Genomic DNA, 14,954 nt, shown 5'->3' with positions numbered 1-14,954 from the left:
TATTATAATTCAAAATATTCAAACTTCATAGTAAGAAATTAAAGGCCTCTCCCCAAAGGGAAAGACCTTTACCCTGAATCTTTATCCAGTTCATCAGAGGAATAATATCAGAATTCGAGCATGGGGCATGGTAGTCGACTTTATTTTGGAAGCTTCAGCTTGGCAAGAGCATCCGCTAAGGCTGTATTCACCGGAGCGACCTCTTTTTGCTTTTGCAGGTACTGATTGACTTCTTTTTTGTTGTAAGAACCCTTACCATCTTGTTCTTTGCGCTTATTGAAGGCGGAGAGTTTCTCACGGTAGCCACAGCCGCAAGTAAATAGCTTGTTTTCCCCTTCCCCTCGTAACTCCATTTTTTTATGGCATTGAGGGCATCGGGCATTTGACTGCACGGAAAGACCCTGCCGATAGCCGCATTCTCGATCTTGGCAGACAAGCATTTCGCCACGCTTGCCCTTAACTTGCAATAGGAACTTGCCACACTCTGGACATTTGGCCCTTGTCATATTGTCATGACGATAGGTTTCGCCACTTCCCACAACCTGGCCGACAAGCTGTGTCGCATAGTTTTTAATCCCTTGGATAAAGCGCTGTTGGTCTTCACGCCCTTTACTAATCTCATTAAGTTGTTGTTCCCACTTGGCTGTTAATTCCGGGGATCTCAGTTCGGCGGGAACCAATCCAACGAGCTGAATGCCTTTGGAGGTCGGGATAATCTCTTTGCCGTTGCGCTCCATATAGAAGGAGTTGAAGAGTTTTTCAATAATATCTGCGCGGGTTGCTGGGGTACCCAAGCCACTGGTTTTTTCCAAGGTCTCTCGTAGTTCGGCGTCTTCCAGTCGCTGACCGGGATGCTCCATAGCCGATAGTAGGGTGGCTTCAGTGTAGCGCTTGGGAGGCTTGGTTTTACCTGAGGCTGATTTTATAGATAGCACCTCAATATCTTGTTTTATTTTTAGATCTGGCAAGCTTTGCTCTTGATCCTCCTGATCCCCTTCCTCATCAATAGAGTCATTCCCCTCATAGGCGTTCCGCCAGCCCCTCTGCTTCACGATTTTGCCTTTGGCAGTAAAGATTTCCCCTTGGATATCTACTTTAATCGTGGTTTGTTCATACTCAAAGGCAGGGGATAGGACCGCGATAAAGCGGCGAACAATCAAGTCATAAATTCTGGCTTCTTCCTGGCTAAGCTTGCCTAAGAACACGGTTTGCTCGGTGGGGATAATCGCATGATGATCCGTGACCTTTGAGTTATCTACCAATCGCTTCGTGGTAACAATCTTGGTACGCAGAACTCGTCGAGCCAATTCTGCATAAGGCCCCACTGCGATTGATTTGAGGCGTTCTGGGACTGTATCCACAATATCTTCCGTCAAGTAGCGTGAATCGGTTCTCGGGTAGGTTACCAGTTTGTGATGCTCATAGAGCTGCTGCATAATTGAGGAAGTCTTCTTAGCTGAATAGCCATATTTTCGATTAGCGTCTCTTTGCAATTCAGTTAGGTCATAGGCCAGTGGGGGTAGCTCCTTTTTAGCCTCTTTCCTAAGGTCTGCCAAACGTCCCTGCTTTCCTGACAACCTTTTCAGGAGATTCTCCACCTTCTGCGCATCAAAGATCCGGCTTTGCCCACTGCTTTTATCTTGCCAACGTAGAGAATAACCCTTTCCTTGGGCATGGATGGTCCAGTATTCCTTGGGAATAAATTTCTGAATTTCCTTTTCTCGATCCACTACCAGCGCTAAGGTCGGAGTTTGGACTCTTCCGGCGGAAAGCTGAGCATTGTGTTTACAGGTTAGAGCTCGTGTCACATTTAAGCCCACATACCAATCCGCCTGGGCTCGGCACTCTGCCGCTGCATATAAGGACTCATAGGCTTTACCTGGCTTGAGGTTATTAAAGCCTTCTTTGATTGCCTTATCTGTCTGCGAAGAAATCCATAATCGTTTAATAGATTTTCTCCAGCCTGCCTTTTGAATAATCCAGCGAGCTACCAGCTCACCCTCACGCCCTGCATCCGTGGCTATAATGAGCTCATCCACATCAGGTTGGCGTAAAAGTTGCTTCACTGCTGCATATTGTTTCGATGTCTCTTTGATGACGACTAACTCCATTTGCTTTGGTAGCATGGGCAGGTCTTCTAGTCGCCAGGTTTTATACCGATCCCCATAAGCTTCTGGATCAGCAAGGGTTACTAAGTGACCCAAGGCCCAAGTTACAATATATTTGGAGCCGACGAAGCATCCATTACCCTTCTGATTGCAACCTAATAACTTAGCAATATCACGTCCCACAGAGGGTTTTTCAGTCAAGACTACACTTTTTCCCATGGTTTCTCTCCTATAGCTATTTTTATTGAGTTTTGTATTTGTGATACCCATATAACTTAGTATAACACAGGGTTTTAAAACCAAGCGATTCTGGGTTCGCAGAAATACTAAAAGGCCGCGTGCCATCAGTGAGCCACACAGCCTTTTGCTTCCTGCACTACAAACAATAGCAAGCCAGCCTTATCCTAGGTCGCTTTCTTTAAAAAGAGTAGCTTAGTGCCGGGGTAAAAATGTTGGAGAATTTCTTTATAATCTTGTCCAGCCTTAGCTAGATCATTGGCGCCATACTGCGACATTCCTACTGCATGTCCGTTGCCATAGGTCGTTATCTTAAGCTCCTGGGACGTCAGTTGAATCTCCATATCTGTTGAGGCTAAGCCAAGGAGGGGGCGTAACTGTGCTCCGGTATAGTTCTTCCCCAGAACCCGCACTACTTTAACACGCCCTGTTGCTGTCTCGCTTAAAATGGTGAAATCCGAATCAGCAAAGGCTTTGACCGACCCATTGACACCCAACTTTTGATAGAGACTGTTAGGAGTAAAGGAGTAGCTTTTCACAAAACGATTGGGGTTTTCCTCTCCTGCAGGGACATTTTGAAGATAGGGCCTAGATGAGCTCCAAACATCCTCTGCACGCTCAGTATCTTTCCGACCTGAGCTGCTATGAAAAAAGGCATCAATATATTGTCCATTTAAGACCAGCACTTGATTCTTCGTACTATTAACTGCTTCCTTTATCTTCCCATGATAACGCCAAAAGGACAGCCATTTCCACTTTTCTCTCATCTGGTTTTCCGATATCCATGCTTGTGTGCTAACGGTGGTGTCCACATCATAGTTTTCACCATTGCTGGTTTGCTGGGTGATACGTTTGGCAGCATAGGTTCGTGCTGCAACAGCCTGAGCTTTAAGGGCTTCCTCCTCAAATTCCGCGGGCATTTCTGCTGCAACGACGCCGATCAAATACTCCTCCAGATTCTCGACTACGACTTTACCATCCGGCATGAGGACCCGAATTGTAAACTCCTCGTTGCTCAATTCTCCTTGTTGATGCCAGCGGAGGACCGTCCAAGGAAATAATATGATGATGATAACTAATAGAACCAGTATCTTCAGCCATTCTTTACGCACAAAAGTCCCTCCTCCTCACCTGGGCCAAGCCTATGCTTAACACTATGCTGAGGATAGGGACAATATGATATTTGCAGAAGAATCCTTGATCATTAAATAAGATGAGTGTCCTTAACTTCTTCTCTTTAACTTCTAATTTTAAGTGCTTTCGATGGACATTGGTTTATACATAGATGGCAGTGTGTACAATTCGACACATCATCAAATTTGGGGTGTGAGTCCCAGACACACACCTTTTCGCATAACGTGCAGCTCTCCAGACAGACTTTCTTGTCTCTTTGAATAGTTACAAATTTCTTTCTTCCCAGTAAACTAAGTAAGGCCCCTGTAGTGCATAGGTAATTACACCAGAAGCCTTTTTGGACAAAGCTGTCGACAAGTAAAAGTACTATGACAAAGATAAGACCCACCCAAAAAATTGATCTCAAGGTCAAATAGTAAAAAATTCTGCCTAGTTGAACATAAGGTAAGATATACGGAAAGACAGCGACACCTAATACTGTGAGTACGAAACCAATTCCTAAAATACAATAACGCAAATAGTGGTCTGTTAATACTTGTTTATTTATCCCAGAAACGCCTAGTTTCTTCGCTACAAAGCGAATAAGCTCCTGCAGGGTATTATATGGACATATCCAACTGCAGAAAACTCTTCCGAAAACAAGGGCGATTAGTATAGGTAAAGTAATCGATATCAAAAAGTCCACATCCCAAGAATACTCTTTGCTTGGCACTTGTAGCGAGGCCAAAGGATCCACAAAGGAAAAACCACCAATTGTTATGGACCAAAAGAACCCACTAAATCCATCAAGAAATCGTTTTACAGCATGGATATTATTGAATAATAATCCAACCAACCCATCGAGAAGGAGTAGACCCGGTTCTAAATAACCCCCTTTTAAAAATGAATCTAATGAGCCAAACCCCTCTTGATAGAGATTGCCGATAGAATCCTTGGGTATGTGATAGAGGATGCTTTTGTAGCTTTCATAGATTGGAATCATAAAGATTAGGAGAAGGGACCCGAACTGTATCAGTCTCCTCAGCCATAGTACTGGCATTTTAAGTCCTCCTTGGGAGCCGACTCTCGTAAAAGGAACCTTGATTGATTCTCTCAAACAGCTCGTGAGAACGTTTGTCTTCCCGGCTGAGCGGCATGGTTATAGCTATTGGGGGACAGGCAATCTCACAGAGTCCGCACCCGTAACAGACTATTTTATTAATAATAGGCCTTCCTCGGTCATCAGTATAAAGCGCCTCATCTTTTAACGGGCAAACCTCATAACAAAGAAGACATTTTCTGTTTCTACCATGATAAAGAATACACTTATCTTTCTGCAACTGAGCCACTCCAAGGTTAAAGCTTGGATGTGTGTCGTGTTCCTTAGAATACATCTTCTGGGCCTTCTTGGCCTGTAGTTCAGGATTTTCTGTGAGAGGGCGTAAGGCTCCCGTTGGACAACTTCTAATGCAGTTCATGCATAAATTACACTGATCCTTATCCCTTAGGATGGGTGTATCAATAACCCCTCCCTTGAGTGATTGACTAAATGTGATAGCACCTGTAGGACACTGCTCCCCACACTTGAGACAGCGAATACACTGAGCCAAAAACTCTTTCTCATTCAGTGCCCCTGGTGGCCTCTGGTAAGTCTCTGCAGTTACCATCGAAAACGGGGCAAATATACCTAACGCAGAAATAGCACCAAGCCTTTCCAGAAATCTTCTTCTAGAGATCTTCATGAGTCCCTCCAAAACCAGTCATCATCTATATAAGTTAACGAGGGTTAAAAAAATTCAACCCTCGCTCTTGATAATCTCTATGCTAATAAGAAGTTTTAATGGCACACCTTAAGCTGATACGTTTTGCCCACCTGAAGCAGCTTTCCTTTTCTTTGCAACCATGGGAATAATCCAAATGAGTGCCCCTAAGACAACTGCAGGTAACCCCATAGCCCACAAAACAAAATTAGCCGCACTGGATTCGATTTCCATCTTTAATCCTAAGTAGTTTTCTATAGTGAGTAGCAACATAACTACAGATATTACTGCAAGAACCCATTGATACCACTTCACATCAAATCGTCCGGCTCTAACCTGTGTAAGTACTACGCCTAATCCAAATCCGATGATAATGCCTAGGAATAGCCAAAGCATAACTTCACCCCCATCAATTGTATACTTTATACTAGATTCTACGACCGCCTCTTCTTGTATCAATACCCATCTCGGCTAAGTTCATATCCTTCCACCAATCTTCAGGGTTCTTAAGCGGTTGTTCCGGCTGTGCAGGGAAAGCCATGCGATCGGCAGAAACAAGTACTGAATTGAACATGGTCGTACTGGCAATGGTTCCTTTAACAATCCTGTGCAAGCTTGCTTCATCATCTACTGCATAAGGACAGACGGAGAAACAAATTCCGCAGTTCGTGCCACATTGATTCCAGTAATTTCTGCATGCCACTGAGTCTTCAAAATATGCTCTATGCCCTGGACTGTTCCACTCTCCCTTAATTTCCCATGAAGGATCTCTATCCATACTCAAAGCCTTCGATGGGCACATCTCAGCACAAGTCTTACAATCCTTACAGAAATCCATAACACCGAAGTTAATGGGCTTGGTTGGGGCAAGTGGTAAATCCGTCGTGAGTGCAGCAATTCTTACCATGGGTCCGTATTCTGGAGTAATAATTCGATTCAATCTCGACAATTCCCCAAGACCCGCCATGACAGCCAAGGCCGGGCCAATTCCAAAACCATTTATGGCAGTAGCACCGTAGGAATTGTAGCCTAGAGCTCTAATAAATTGATGGAGCTGTGCATAAATAGTGTACAAACGAGTATAGCTCAAAGTAGTTGTCTGAGATCCGAGTACAGTTGGTCCATACTTCATAAGTTCAGTGGACATCTGAACAGTAAAAACAATAGTGTAGCGTGCTTTTTCAGGAATAACTAGCTTTTTTTCGTCTTCGTAACCTACTTCAATGTTTTCAAAGACAATAGGCTTCTTACTCGGTGCTGGTTCTTCAGCATAAATTAATTTTCGAGTCGTATCAGTCTCTAACTCAACAAAGCCCACTGTTGCAGCTCCCATATGCCGGAGAGCTGCCGTAACTATCTTTGCATTTTCCTCTGGGGTACCTTCGTACCGAGCTACTCCTCGTTCTTCAGGTGTTGAAGCCGTTTGTGGGCCCATAAATTGTATCTTTGGTTGTCCAAATCCCACTGCCTCTTTTAAGGCCATATCTTTAGTAGTGTAACCAGGTACACCTTCCTTTTCGAACTTAAGCAGATTATCCTTTTGCAGTTGATTCATCTTTTTATTGAATTCTTCACCACGGTATTTGGCGAGACTCCCTCTGGTTGTCTGCCATTCACGAAAACGTTGCATCTGCTGCCAATCAATTTCAGTAGTCGGCTTATCAACATTTTTTACCCACCAGTAACGTTTAGCATTTTCTTGTGCTTTTGCAGTTGCTTCAGCAGCATTAGTTACTCCAGGTGCGCCTAAGATACCTGTTGATGCCAAAGTCAAGCTTGCTCCGGCAAATCCAATCGCTTTTAACAATTGTCTGCGTGTTAATTGCCCCGGCATAAATTCTGCCTCCCATACTTTAGATTTCTGCTAAGAAGTAGCAAACCTTTTGTATGTTAAGCTTATCACAATGACCTAAACGTGTATCTCAAAACCAAATCAAACTTTCCCTGTAAATGACTTAAGAATATAAAAATTATATAAAAATTCTGGACATTCTAATCGTTAAGCCAAAAATTTGCTTTAGGATCAAAAATATCCGGTCCACAATCATCTAGAGATTCCAGTAGATTATCAATCAAAGTATTACTTTCTTTACTTGAGTTCAGGATACTCTTCGTCCATTTATATCCTCTATTGTAAGAACAAACGGTTATACAAATATTACAATTTGTTCCACACTCACTCCAATAGTTAAAACATTTCTTGTGGTCAATTGACCATCGTAAGTAACCTGAATTACTCAACTCATCTATTCCAGAACGCACTCTTGCATTGGAGTCGATAGCGCCAATAGGACATTTTCTTGCACATTTTCTGCAAGCTTCACAGAATTCATTCACGCCAAAATCAATGGGTTGATCATAATCCAGAGGCAAATCAGTAATAATCTTAGCAATTCGCATACGGGTTCCTAGATAAGGATTAATAAGTTTACCATTTCTCCCCATTTGTCCTAAGCCGGCATCAATAGCCAAGGGAATATTAAGAGCTGTACAGTTTACACTCGGTATAGCATTGTAGCCTAATTCTCTGATTAATCCAGCTAGACTATTGATAGTCAAACCCATTTCGGAGTATACGAAACGACCATTGGCATAGGGAAGCAAGGTGGGAGAATACTTCAAACATTCAGAATCCATCTCGAATAACATGACAATCGCTGTTTTCATACTTGCTGGAATTACCCTCACATTATTCTCCAAAAGCGTAGGGTCTTGGATATCAATATATTCCGGGGCTTCATCTGAAAACTGTATAGGATAACTTTCTCCCGTTCGCAAGTCATACCAATTAGAATACACCCATCTACGGTCTAATTGAGCTATCCCTACCGCAGAGGCGCCATACATTTTAGCTGCTTTCTTTATTGCCTTTGTCAAGGCAATAGTTTCCATTCCTTCTTCTTTAGCGCCCTTGTCACCGTTCCAAGCATTTAGTTCCTGATCACAGATATGAAGATTTTGAACGATTTTCTCCTTCATAAAGTTATTGGTTCCAGCTAAAAAAGCTTTGTCGAATTTCGAGTATCCTGGCTTATTACTTTTAGAGTATTGTTCAAAATTTTCCTTTCTTCTCTCCTCTAACCCTTTTATTTCATCATCCCAAAATAAGCGCATGAAAATGTTATTCTTTTGGTTATACCTTGCATAATTTTTATCAATTTCATAGAATTCTGCTGCTGTGGTATTAAGCTTCTGGATATTCATATATTTCCCCCTACTCTTTTACCATCATATATCCGACCATCTGGACTGTCTGAATATAACCAGGTTGTGCTTCAGGAATATTAATCTTCTGTCTGATTCTCGCAATACAAACTCTTAGATAATGGGTTTCTTCTTGATATTGAGCACCCCAGATCTTAGTTAATAAGTCTGTATGAGTTAATACACAACCACTGTCTTTTGCTAATAGAACCAATAGCTTATATTCAGTAGGTGTTAGCTTTATCTCTTTAGAATTCACTTTAACAGTGTGAGTTACTAAGCTAATTAATAATGAGCCGATAACTATGTCCGGATTCTTATCAGGTTTATCTGTCATAGTCCTTTTCAAGACAGCTTTCACCCTGGCCAGCATTTCAGTAATATCAAAGGGCTTAACGATATAGTCATCCGCTCCTAATTCCAACCCTTTCACCTTATCTACAACGTTTTCCTTTGCTGAGACGAGAATAACTGGAACATTCGAAAATTCACGTATTTCTCGAAGTACCTGATAGCCTTCCATTTTAGGCAGCATGATATCCAAAAGAATGATATCCGGCAAAAATTGCTCATACTTTCTTAAGGCATCTTCCCCATCTCCCGCTGTATATACTGTATAATTACTGGCCTCAAGGTTAGCTCGCATGAATCTCAAGATTTTCTGTTCATCTTCGACGATGAGTACTTTCTTATTCAAAATAATCACCAGCTTTAGCTTTATTTAGGGGCAGTGTAAAACAAAAAGTACTTCCCCTACCTAATGTACTTTCAGCCCATATGTTCCCTCCATGAGCCTCAACGATGCCCTTACATATGCTTAGCCCTAATCCACTACCACTATTCACTAAGGTCCTTTCCGATTTAACTCGATAGTACTGTTGAAAAATCTTATCTAAGGCATCTTTAGAAATACCTGGACCACTATCTTCTATGCTAAATACCGCTCGGTCCCCTTCTCTTTTTACATAGCCATTCACCTTGACTTGGGCCGGACCGTACTTTACTGCATTATCAATTAAATTCTGGATCACTTGCTGAACTTTTTGTTCATCAATTTCAATAACATCATCCTTGTTTTGGACGATAAAGGAAATGCCTCCTTGCTTGGAATATACTCTAGAAATCGCCTTATCTACTTTATCAATAAAACTGCCAATCGTCATTGCTCGCTTATGAACCTTATATTCTTTAGTATTGATTAGGGAGATCGTCAGTAGTTCTCCAATCATATCATTCAGCCTATGACACTCATCGGAAATTTCTTTTAAAAACTCTTGTCGGTCAGCTTCTTCCCATCGAATATCTGCTCTAAGTAAGGAAGTAGCATTCCCGTTGATAATGGTCAAGGGCGTTTTCAGCTCATGACTCAAAATAGATATAAAAGTATCCCTAAATCTTTCCTTTTCTTTATATTCTGTCACATCGCTTAGCAATAGTCCTGACCCAATCGTTTCATCGGAGGCGTTCTTAATATTAAACCTTGAGAATTTTAAAAACTGGTTTTCCCTCGTTTCTATTGTGAAGTGATAGTAATTATTGGTTGATAGGAAAGTATCCAGATATATAGCAGTATTAAAAGGATTCTTACTTAATTTTATTAAATGAGAGTATAGTTCCTCAATCTTTTTGTATGAGTAGGAATCGTTCATCTTTAATAATTCATTAGCCTTGGAATTACAGTAAACTTCTTTATCTTGGACTAAAATAATCCCTTCGGTGATACTATTAAAAATCGAGTCGAATCTTAACTCTATAGAATCAGTTTTCTCTTTGTAGAATTCCTTCTCTAAAGAAAAACCAATATGATTGGTTATAACCCGTAATATATTTAAATCTAATTCTGGTTCAATATTTTTCTTTTTAGCTAATATTCCAAGCAATCCTATAATCTTATTTGACGCCCACAAAGGAATCGATATAAGCCAGTAATCCCCTTCTTCAGATAGCAATAACCCCGTCTTATCCTTCTTACAGCTAGTTTTTTGTGTTTGTCCCTCCATAGTACTGGAAAAACTTTCTATTGGTGAGCTTAACATACACTGAGGGTTTTTTCCCACGACGTCTACTATAGGTATAAACTTACCTTGACTGTTCTTAATGGCTACTGTTATTTCGTCTGCTTGCCACAAGTCAGCAATCAATTCTAAAATATCACCGAGTATACAACTACAACTCGGTGAACGAACCAGAAGGTTCGATACTTCGTTAAGAAGGTCAATGCTCCGATACATATTCTCCAAGATAATCACTCCAATATATATACGCTTATTTACTAATTCCAATTGAGTTAGATTGGGTTATGTTATTCCTTTTAGGTGTTATCAATTTTTTGTAATTGTTCGCCATTTTCAATAATAAACCTTTTTCAAACACTAGTAATTATGAAACTAGTAGCTAGTTAATTATAAAATGGAGCGTATCAAAAGATCTTTTGATACGCTCCATAACTTAAGCTTTTCATTTTATATGCTAAAATGGCTTATTCTTCACGCCAGATTTGGGCACCAATTCCACTTAACTTCTCTACAATAAACTCGTACCCACGGTCAATGTGATGAACTCCTTGAATCTCGGTTTCCCCATCGGCTGTTAAAGCAGCCAAGATCAGAGCGGCTCCAGCCCGCAAATCCGTGGCAGTTACCGGAGCAGCATTGAGGCGCTGAATACCTTGAATAATCGCACTGCGTCCTTCAATCTTAATATCTGAGCCCATACGTTTAAGCTCATCTACGTGCATAAAGCGGTTCTCAAAGACGGTCTCTGTAACAACTCCTGTACCATTGGCACGGGCTAAAAAGGCCGAAAAAGGCGCTTGCAGATCTGTGGGAAAACCAGGATGAACTTGTGTTTTTACATCGACAGCATTATAGACACCTTCACCGACTACACGAATTCCATCATCTACGACGCGGAAGTACACCCCTGCTTCTTCCATTTTCGCTAAGAGGGGTTTGAGGTGGTCGGCTATGACATTTTGAACAAAAATATCTCCACCAGCGGCGGCGGCCATTAGAAGATAACTGCCCGCTTCAATTCGATCAGGTATGACTGTATGGACTGCACCGTGGAATTCGCGTACGCCTTCGATGCGGATTACATTGGTACCGGCACCCCGAACCTTACCACCCATCTGATTTAAAAAGTTTGCTAAATCTATGATTTCTGGCTCTTGAGCTGCATTTTCAATATAGGTCATCCCTTGGGCCCCGGCAGCAGCCATCATAATATTCTCTGTTGCTCCCACGCTGGGGAAATCTAAGTAGACCCGAGCTCCTTTTAAGACGGGAGCGCTTACATCCAGATAGCCATGATCCATTCGCACCTCAGCCCCTAAAGCCTCTAGGCCCTTAAGATGCCAATTAATTGGTCGGGAGCCAATCGCACACCCACCAGGATGAGAAATCCGTACTCTGCCTGTTCTTGCTAGGACCGGCCCCATAGTTACAATAGAAGCTCTCATGCGTGATACCAAATCATGAGGCGCTTCGATATTTGTGATCTCTGGTGTTTCTATGTAAAGCTGCGAGCCCTCGCGCCGCACTTTAGCTCCTAATGTTCCGATAACCTGACACATGACATCCACATCCAAGAGATGTGGAGCGTCGTCGATGCGTATAGGCTCCGGAGACAGCAAGCTGGCAGCAATGATTGGCAATACTGCGTTTTTTGCTCCGCTCACGGTAATCTTTCCTTCCAAAGACCTACCGCCAGCCACGATAATTTTGTTCAAAGTGTCTAGGCACCCCCAATTACATATCACTGCCTTTACATGGCAACATATATACACTAATAATCTATCCGACTTGCTTATATTCTCTTCCAATCGCCTGATTTCCTGCTAAACACCCTTTTTAGGCAATTTTAAAATTCTTCCAATAAAACCGGAAGAGCCAGAGCCGTTCTTCCTTTCCCCTCATAGGCTTGACTGATGATTTGAATATTCACCCGGTCTTCACCTGCAAAGACAGGGGAAGAAAGCGATTCTTGCCAACCCGTAACGGAAATGGTCCCCTCAGATAGTGAAAATTGGCGAGGTTGAATGTTTTGCTCAAGGGCATAATGGGAAATATCTATTACTTCTGGGATTCTTTCATCGAGATAAGTGATTCCACCTACTAGTCTGACTTCTTGCTCGATATCCTGATACCAAGCGAAAATCTCAGGCTCCTCAGCGAAAGTAATGGTCCTATAACCAGCGAGGGAGTAGGGTAATCCTTCTACAGCAGCTGAATCAGACTCCGTCCACACCCAACCTGCTTGGGGGAGATTCTGCTTGAATTCGCTATCCGGCCTTCCTTGTTCAAACCAGAGGGTAACTCGTACTTCAGCTTTTTGAGCCTCCACTAGACCTGAGTTTAAAAGCAAAGGATTGCTACTCTGGCTCTCCCTGGGACTGCGAAATTCTCTCTCGACTACTACTTGAGTAAAGAACCAAACCTGAAACATAGTATAGCATAAAAAGATAACTCCTAATACTACGATTCTGCTCCTACTCTTTAAGTGGGTCTCCATTTTTTCCTCACACCTTTTCTTTAGCTAGCGGAGTATGAATTCATACTTTAGCTTCTACCATCTAGTTTTGCCAAAGCCTAGCCAAGATAACGGTCTTTTCTAAGGAAATTAATTATATAAATATATAAATAGAGGCTGTCTCGAAGCTATGAGTAAACTGGGTATACTCTGGCTTAGAGACAACCTCTTCTTCATATTGATGATTATAGCAACTTAATTCTGGGCTGCATGAATCCGGGCTACAGCTCGTAAAAGGGCAAGCTCAGCACGTTTGGAGTCGATACCATCCGTTTTCTGGGCAAGGCGTTTTTCTGCTCTTTCCTTGGCTGCTATGGCCCGCTCAAGATCAATTTTATCACCAGGCTCCGCTGTATCCGCTAAGACGGTTACTTTATTGTCAGATACTTCAACGAATCCACCGGAGGTGGCTATTTTTTCTACTTTGCCATTGACAGTATAGCGAATGACCCCGATCCCTAAGGCGGTAATCAAGGGTGCGTGATTAGGCAAAATTCCAACCTCTCCGGTTTCCCCGGGTAAAACCACAAATTCTGCTTCTTCTTTAAGCACATTGCCTTCCGGGGAAACGACACGGAGTGTAAACGTCCCTGCCATAATTATGCCCCCAATGCTTTGGCTTTTTCAATAGCTTCCTCAATGGTCCCCACCATATGGAAGGCTGCTTCAGGCAGATCGTCATGCTTTCCTTCCACAATTTCCTTAAAGCCACGGACGGTTTCTTTAACCGGGACATATTTTCCAGGTGAACCGGTAAATACTTCGGCCACGTGGAAGGGTTGCGAAAGAAAGCGCTCAATCCGACGAGCACGAGCCACGATGAGTTTTTCATCTTCAGAGAGCTCGTCCATACCCAAGATAGCGATAATATCTTGAAGTTCTTTATACTTCTGCAGAATCTGTTGGACACTCCGTGCCACTTGATAATGCTCTTCGCCGAGAATTTGGGGAGAAAGAATCCGGGAGTTAGAATCCAAGGGGTCAACCGCAGGATAGATCCCTTTCTCGGAGATAGCCCGGTTTAGAACCGTCGTAGCATCTAAGTGAGCAAAGGCTGTAGCCGGAGCCGGGTCAGTCAAGTCATCCGCAGGCACGTAAATAGCCTGAACGGAGGTGATTGATCCATTCCGTGTGGAGGTAATCCGCTCTTGCAGGGCACCCATCTCAGTTGCTAGGGTGGGCTGGTAGCCTACCGCGGATGGCATCCGACCGAGAAGGGCGGAAACCTCTGAGCCAGCTTGAGTAAAGCGGAAGATGTTATCGATAAAGAGAAGAACGTCTTGATGTTGAACATCGCGGAAGTATTCCGCCATGGTCAGTCCACTCAGTCCTACCCGCAAACGGGCACCAGGGGGTTCATTCATCTGACCAAATACCATGGCCATTTTGTCAATAACCCCAGATTCTCTCATTTCGTTCCAAAGATCGTTTCCTTCGCGGGTTCGCTCACCTACCCCGGCGAAAACAGAAAGACCACCATGCTCCATGGCGATGTTATTGATAAGCTCTTGGATCAAGACGGTTTTACCTACTCCTGCACCACCAAAGAGTCCTACTTTACCCCCCTTAGAGTAAGGAGCGAGTAAGTCAATAACTTTAATCCCTGTTTCCAACATCACTGTGGAAGGGTCTTGATCTACAAAAGATGGTGCCGGACGGTGGATGGGATAGGTCGTTTCGGTATGAACTTCAGGTCCATTGTCGATAGCAACGCCGAGGACGTTGAAAATCCGACCTAACGTCGCCGGGCCTACAGGTACAGTAATGGGAGCGCCCGTATCTAACGCTTGCATCCCCCGCTGCAGACCATCCGTTGAGGACATGGCGACGCAGCGCACTGTATTATTACCCAAGTGCTGAGCGACCTCAAGGGTGAGATCGATCTTTTTCTCGGGAACTGTGACCTTAATGGCACTATAAATCTCTGGCAGTGCTTCGGAAGCAAACTCAACGTCAACTACCGCTCCCATGATTTGCACGATTTTGCCGATATTCACAGGCG

General features: G+C 43.0%; 13 protein-coding genes. All 13 read right to left on the bottom strand.

Annotated elements, in window-relative coordinates:
• Nucleotides 1–140 precede the first annotated feature (140 nt).
• The 13 genes from AAC978_RS00275 to atpD all read right to left on the bottom strand — a co-directional run bounded on the left by AAC978_RS00275 (nt 141) and on the right by atpD (nt 14,949).
• Nucleotides 141–2,327: a DNA topoisomerase III gene (locus AAC978_RS00275; protein WP_341545955.1), complete on the bottom strand. Its 2,187-nt coding sequence runs from the start codon at nt 2,325–2,327 to the stop codon at nt 141–143.
• Nucleotides 2,328–2,512: 185 nt separating this feature from the next.
• The gene (gene spoIID / locus AAC978_RS00270; protein ID WP_341545954.1) at nt 2,513–3,457 is read right to left on the bottom strand and encodes a stage II sporulation protein D; all 945 of its coding nucleotides are present in this window, start codon (nt 3,455–3,457) and stop codon (nt 2,513–2,515) included.
• A gap of 125 nt (nt 3,458–3,582) precedes the next feature.
• Nucleotides 3,583–4,518 carry a 4Fe-4S binding protein gene (locus AAC978_RS00265; protein WP_341545953.1) on the bottom strand — a complete coding sequence of 312 codons (936 nt, stop codon included), beginning with the start codon at nt 4,516–4,518 and terminating at the stop codon, nt 3,583–3,585.
• 1 nt (nt 4,519) lies between these two features.
• On the bottom strand, nt 4,520–5,200 hold the full coding sequence (locus tag AAC978_RS00260) for a 4Fe-4S dicluster domain-containing protein (RefSeq protein ID WP_341545952.1): 681 nt from the start codon (nt 5,198–5,200) through the stop codon (nt 4,520–4,522).
• A gap of 108 nt (nt 5,201–5,308) precedes the next feature.
• Nucleotides 5,309–5,614, bottom strand: a complete 306-nt coding sequence (locus AAC978_RS00255; protein ID WP_341545951.1) for a hypothetical protein — start codon at nt 5,612–5,614, stop codon at nt 5,309–5,311.
• A 31-nt stretch (nt 5,615–5,645) separates the two neighbouring features.
• Nucleotides 5,646–7,052 (bottom strand): reductive dehalogenase, encoded by a 1,407-nt coding sequence (locus AAC978_RS00250; protein ID WP_341545950.1) that lies wholly within the window; start codon nt 7,050–7,052, stop codon nt 5,646–5,648.
• 158 nt (nt 7,053–7,210) lie between these two features.
• The gene (locus tag AAC978_RS00245; RefSeq protein WP_341545949.1) at nt 7,211–8,422 is read right to left on the bottom strand and encodes a reductive dehalogenase; all 1,212 of its coding nucleotides are present in this window, start codon (nt 8,420–8,422) and stop codon (nt 7,211–7,213) included.
• Nucleotides 8,423–8,432: 10 nt separating this feature from the next.
• Nucleotides 8,433–9,128: a response regulator transcription factor gene (locus tag AAC978_RS00240; protein WP_341545948.1), complete on the bottom strand. Its 696-nt coding sequence runs from the start codon at nt 9,126–9,128 to the stop codon at nt 8,433–8,435.
• On the bottom strand, nt 9,112–10,653 hold the full coding sequence (locus AAC978_RS00235; protein ID WP_341546338.1) for an ATP-binding protein: 1,542 nt from the start codon (nt 10,651–10,653) through the stop codon (nt 9,112–9,114). Before AAC978_RS00235 ends, AAC978_RS00240 begins: the two co-directional genes overlap by 17 nt.
• A gap of 248 nt (nt 10,654–10,901) precedes the next feature.
• Nucleotides 10,902–12,152, bottom strand: coding sequence for a UDP-N-acetylglucosamine 1-carboxyvinyltransferase (gene murA / locus AAC978_RS00230; protein ID WP_341545947.1), 1,251 nt, complete (start codon nt 12,150–12,152; stop codon nt 10,902–10,904).
• A 131-nt stretch (nt 12,153–12,283) separates the two neighbouring features.
• On the bottom strand, nt 12,284–12,868 hold the full coding sequence (locus AAC978_RS00225) for a hypothetical protein (RefSeq protein WP_341545946.1): 585 nt from the start codon (nt 12,866–12,868) through the stop codon (nt 12,284–12,286).
• Between the two features lie 279 nt (nt 12,869–13,147).
• Nucleotides 13,148–13,549 (bottom strand): F0F1 ATP synthase subunit epsilon, encoded by a 402-nt coding sequence (locus tag AAC978_RS00220; protein ID WP_341545945.1) that lies wholly within the window; start codon nt 13,547–13,549, stop codon nt 13,148–13,150.
• 2 nt (nt 13,550–13,551) lie between these two features.
• Complete coding sequence (atpD, locus tag AAC978_RS00215) at nt 13,552–14,949, bottom strand: F0F1 ATP synthase subunit beta (protein ID WP_341545944.1); 1,398 nt, start codon at nt 14,947–14,949, stop codon at nt 13,552–13,554.
• Nucleotides 14,950–14,954 lie beyond the last annotated feature (5 nt).

The sequence above is a fragment of the Desulfitobacterium sp. THU1 genome (genome assembly GCF_038181555.1).
Classification (GTDB): domain Bacteria; phylum Bacillota; class Desulfitobacteriia; order Desulfitobacteriales; family Desulfitobacteriaceae; genus Desulfitobacterium.
The sequence above is the reverse complement of the archived record's forward strand: the minus strand, read 5'-3'. Positions and strand labels throughout refer to the sequence as shown.

Excerpts from the sequence above, each read along its gene's own strand:
- AAC978_RS00275 (WP_341545955.1), bottom strand. The coding sequence starts at position 2,327 with ATGGGAAAAAGTGTAGTCTTGACTGAAAAACCCTCTGTGGGACGTGAT.
- AAC978_RS00245 (WP_341545949.1), bottom strand. The coding sequence starts at position 8,422 with ATGAATATCCAGAAGCTTAATACCACAGCAGCAGAATTCTATGAAATT.
- AAC978_RS00225 (WP_341545946.1), bottom strand. The coding sequence starts at position 12,868 with ATGTTTCAGGTTTGGTTCTTTACTCAAGTAGTAGTCGAGAGAGAATTT.
- AAC978_RS00250 (WP_341545950.1), bottom strand. The coding sequence starts at position 7,052 with ATGCCGGGGCAATTAACACGCAGACAATTGTTAAAAGCGATTGGATTT.
- AAC978_RS00255 (WP_341545951.1), bottom strand. The coding sequence starts at position 5,614 with ATGCTTTGGCTATTCCTAGGCATTATCATCGGATTTGGATTAGGCGTA.
- AAC978_RS00260 (WP_341545952.1), bottom strand. The coding sequence starts at position 5,200 with ATGAAGATCTCTAGAAGAAGATTTCTGGAAAGGCTTGGTGCTATTTCT.
- AAC978_RS00220 (WP_341545945.1), bottom strand. The coding sequence starts at position 13,549 with ATGGCAGGGACGTTTACACTCCGTGTCGTTTCCCCGGAAGGCAATGTG.
- AAC978_RS00235 (WP_341546338.1), bottom strand. The coding sequence starts at position 10,653 with ATGTATCGGAGCATTGACCTTCTTAACGAAGTATCGAACCTTCTGGTT.
- AAC978_RS00265 (WP_341545953.1), bottom strand. The coding sequence starts at position 4,518 with ATGCCAGTACTATGGCTGAGGAGACTGATACAGTTCGGGTCCCTTCTC.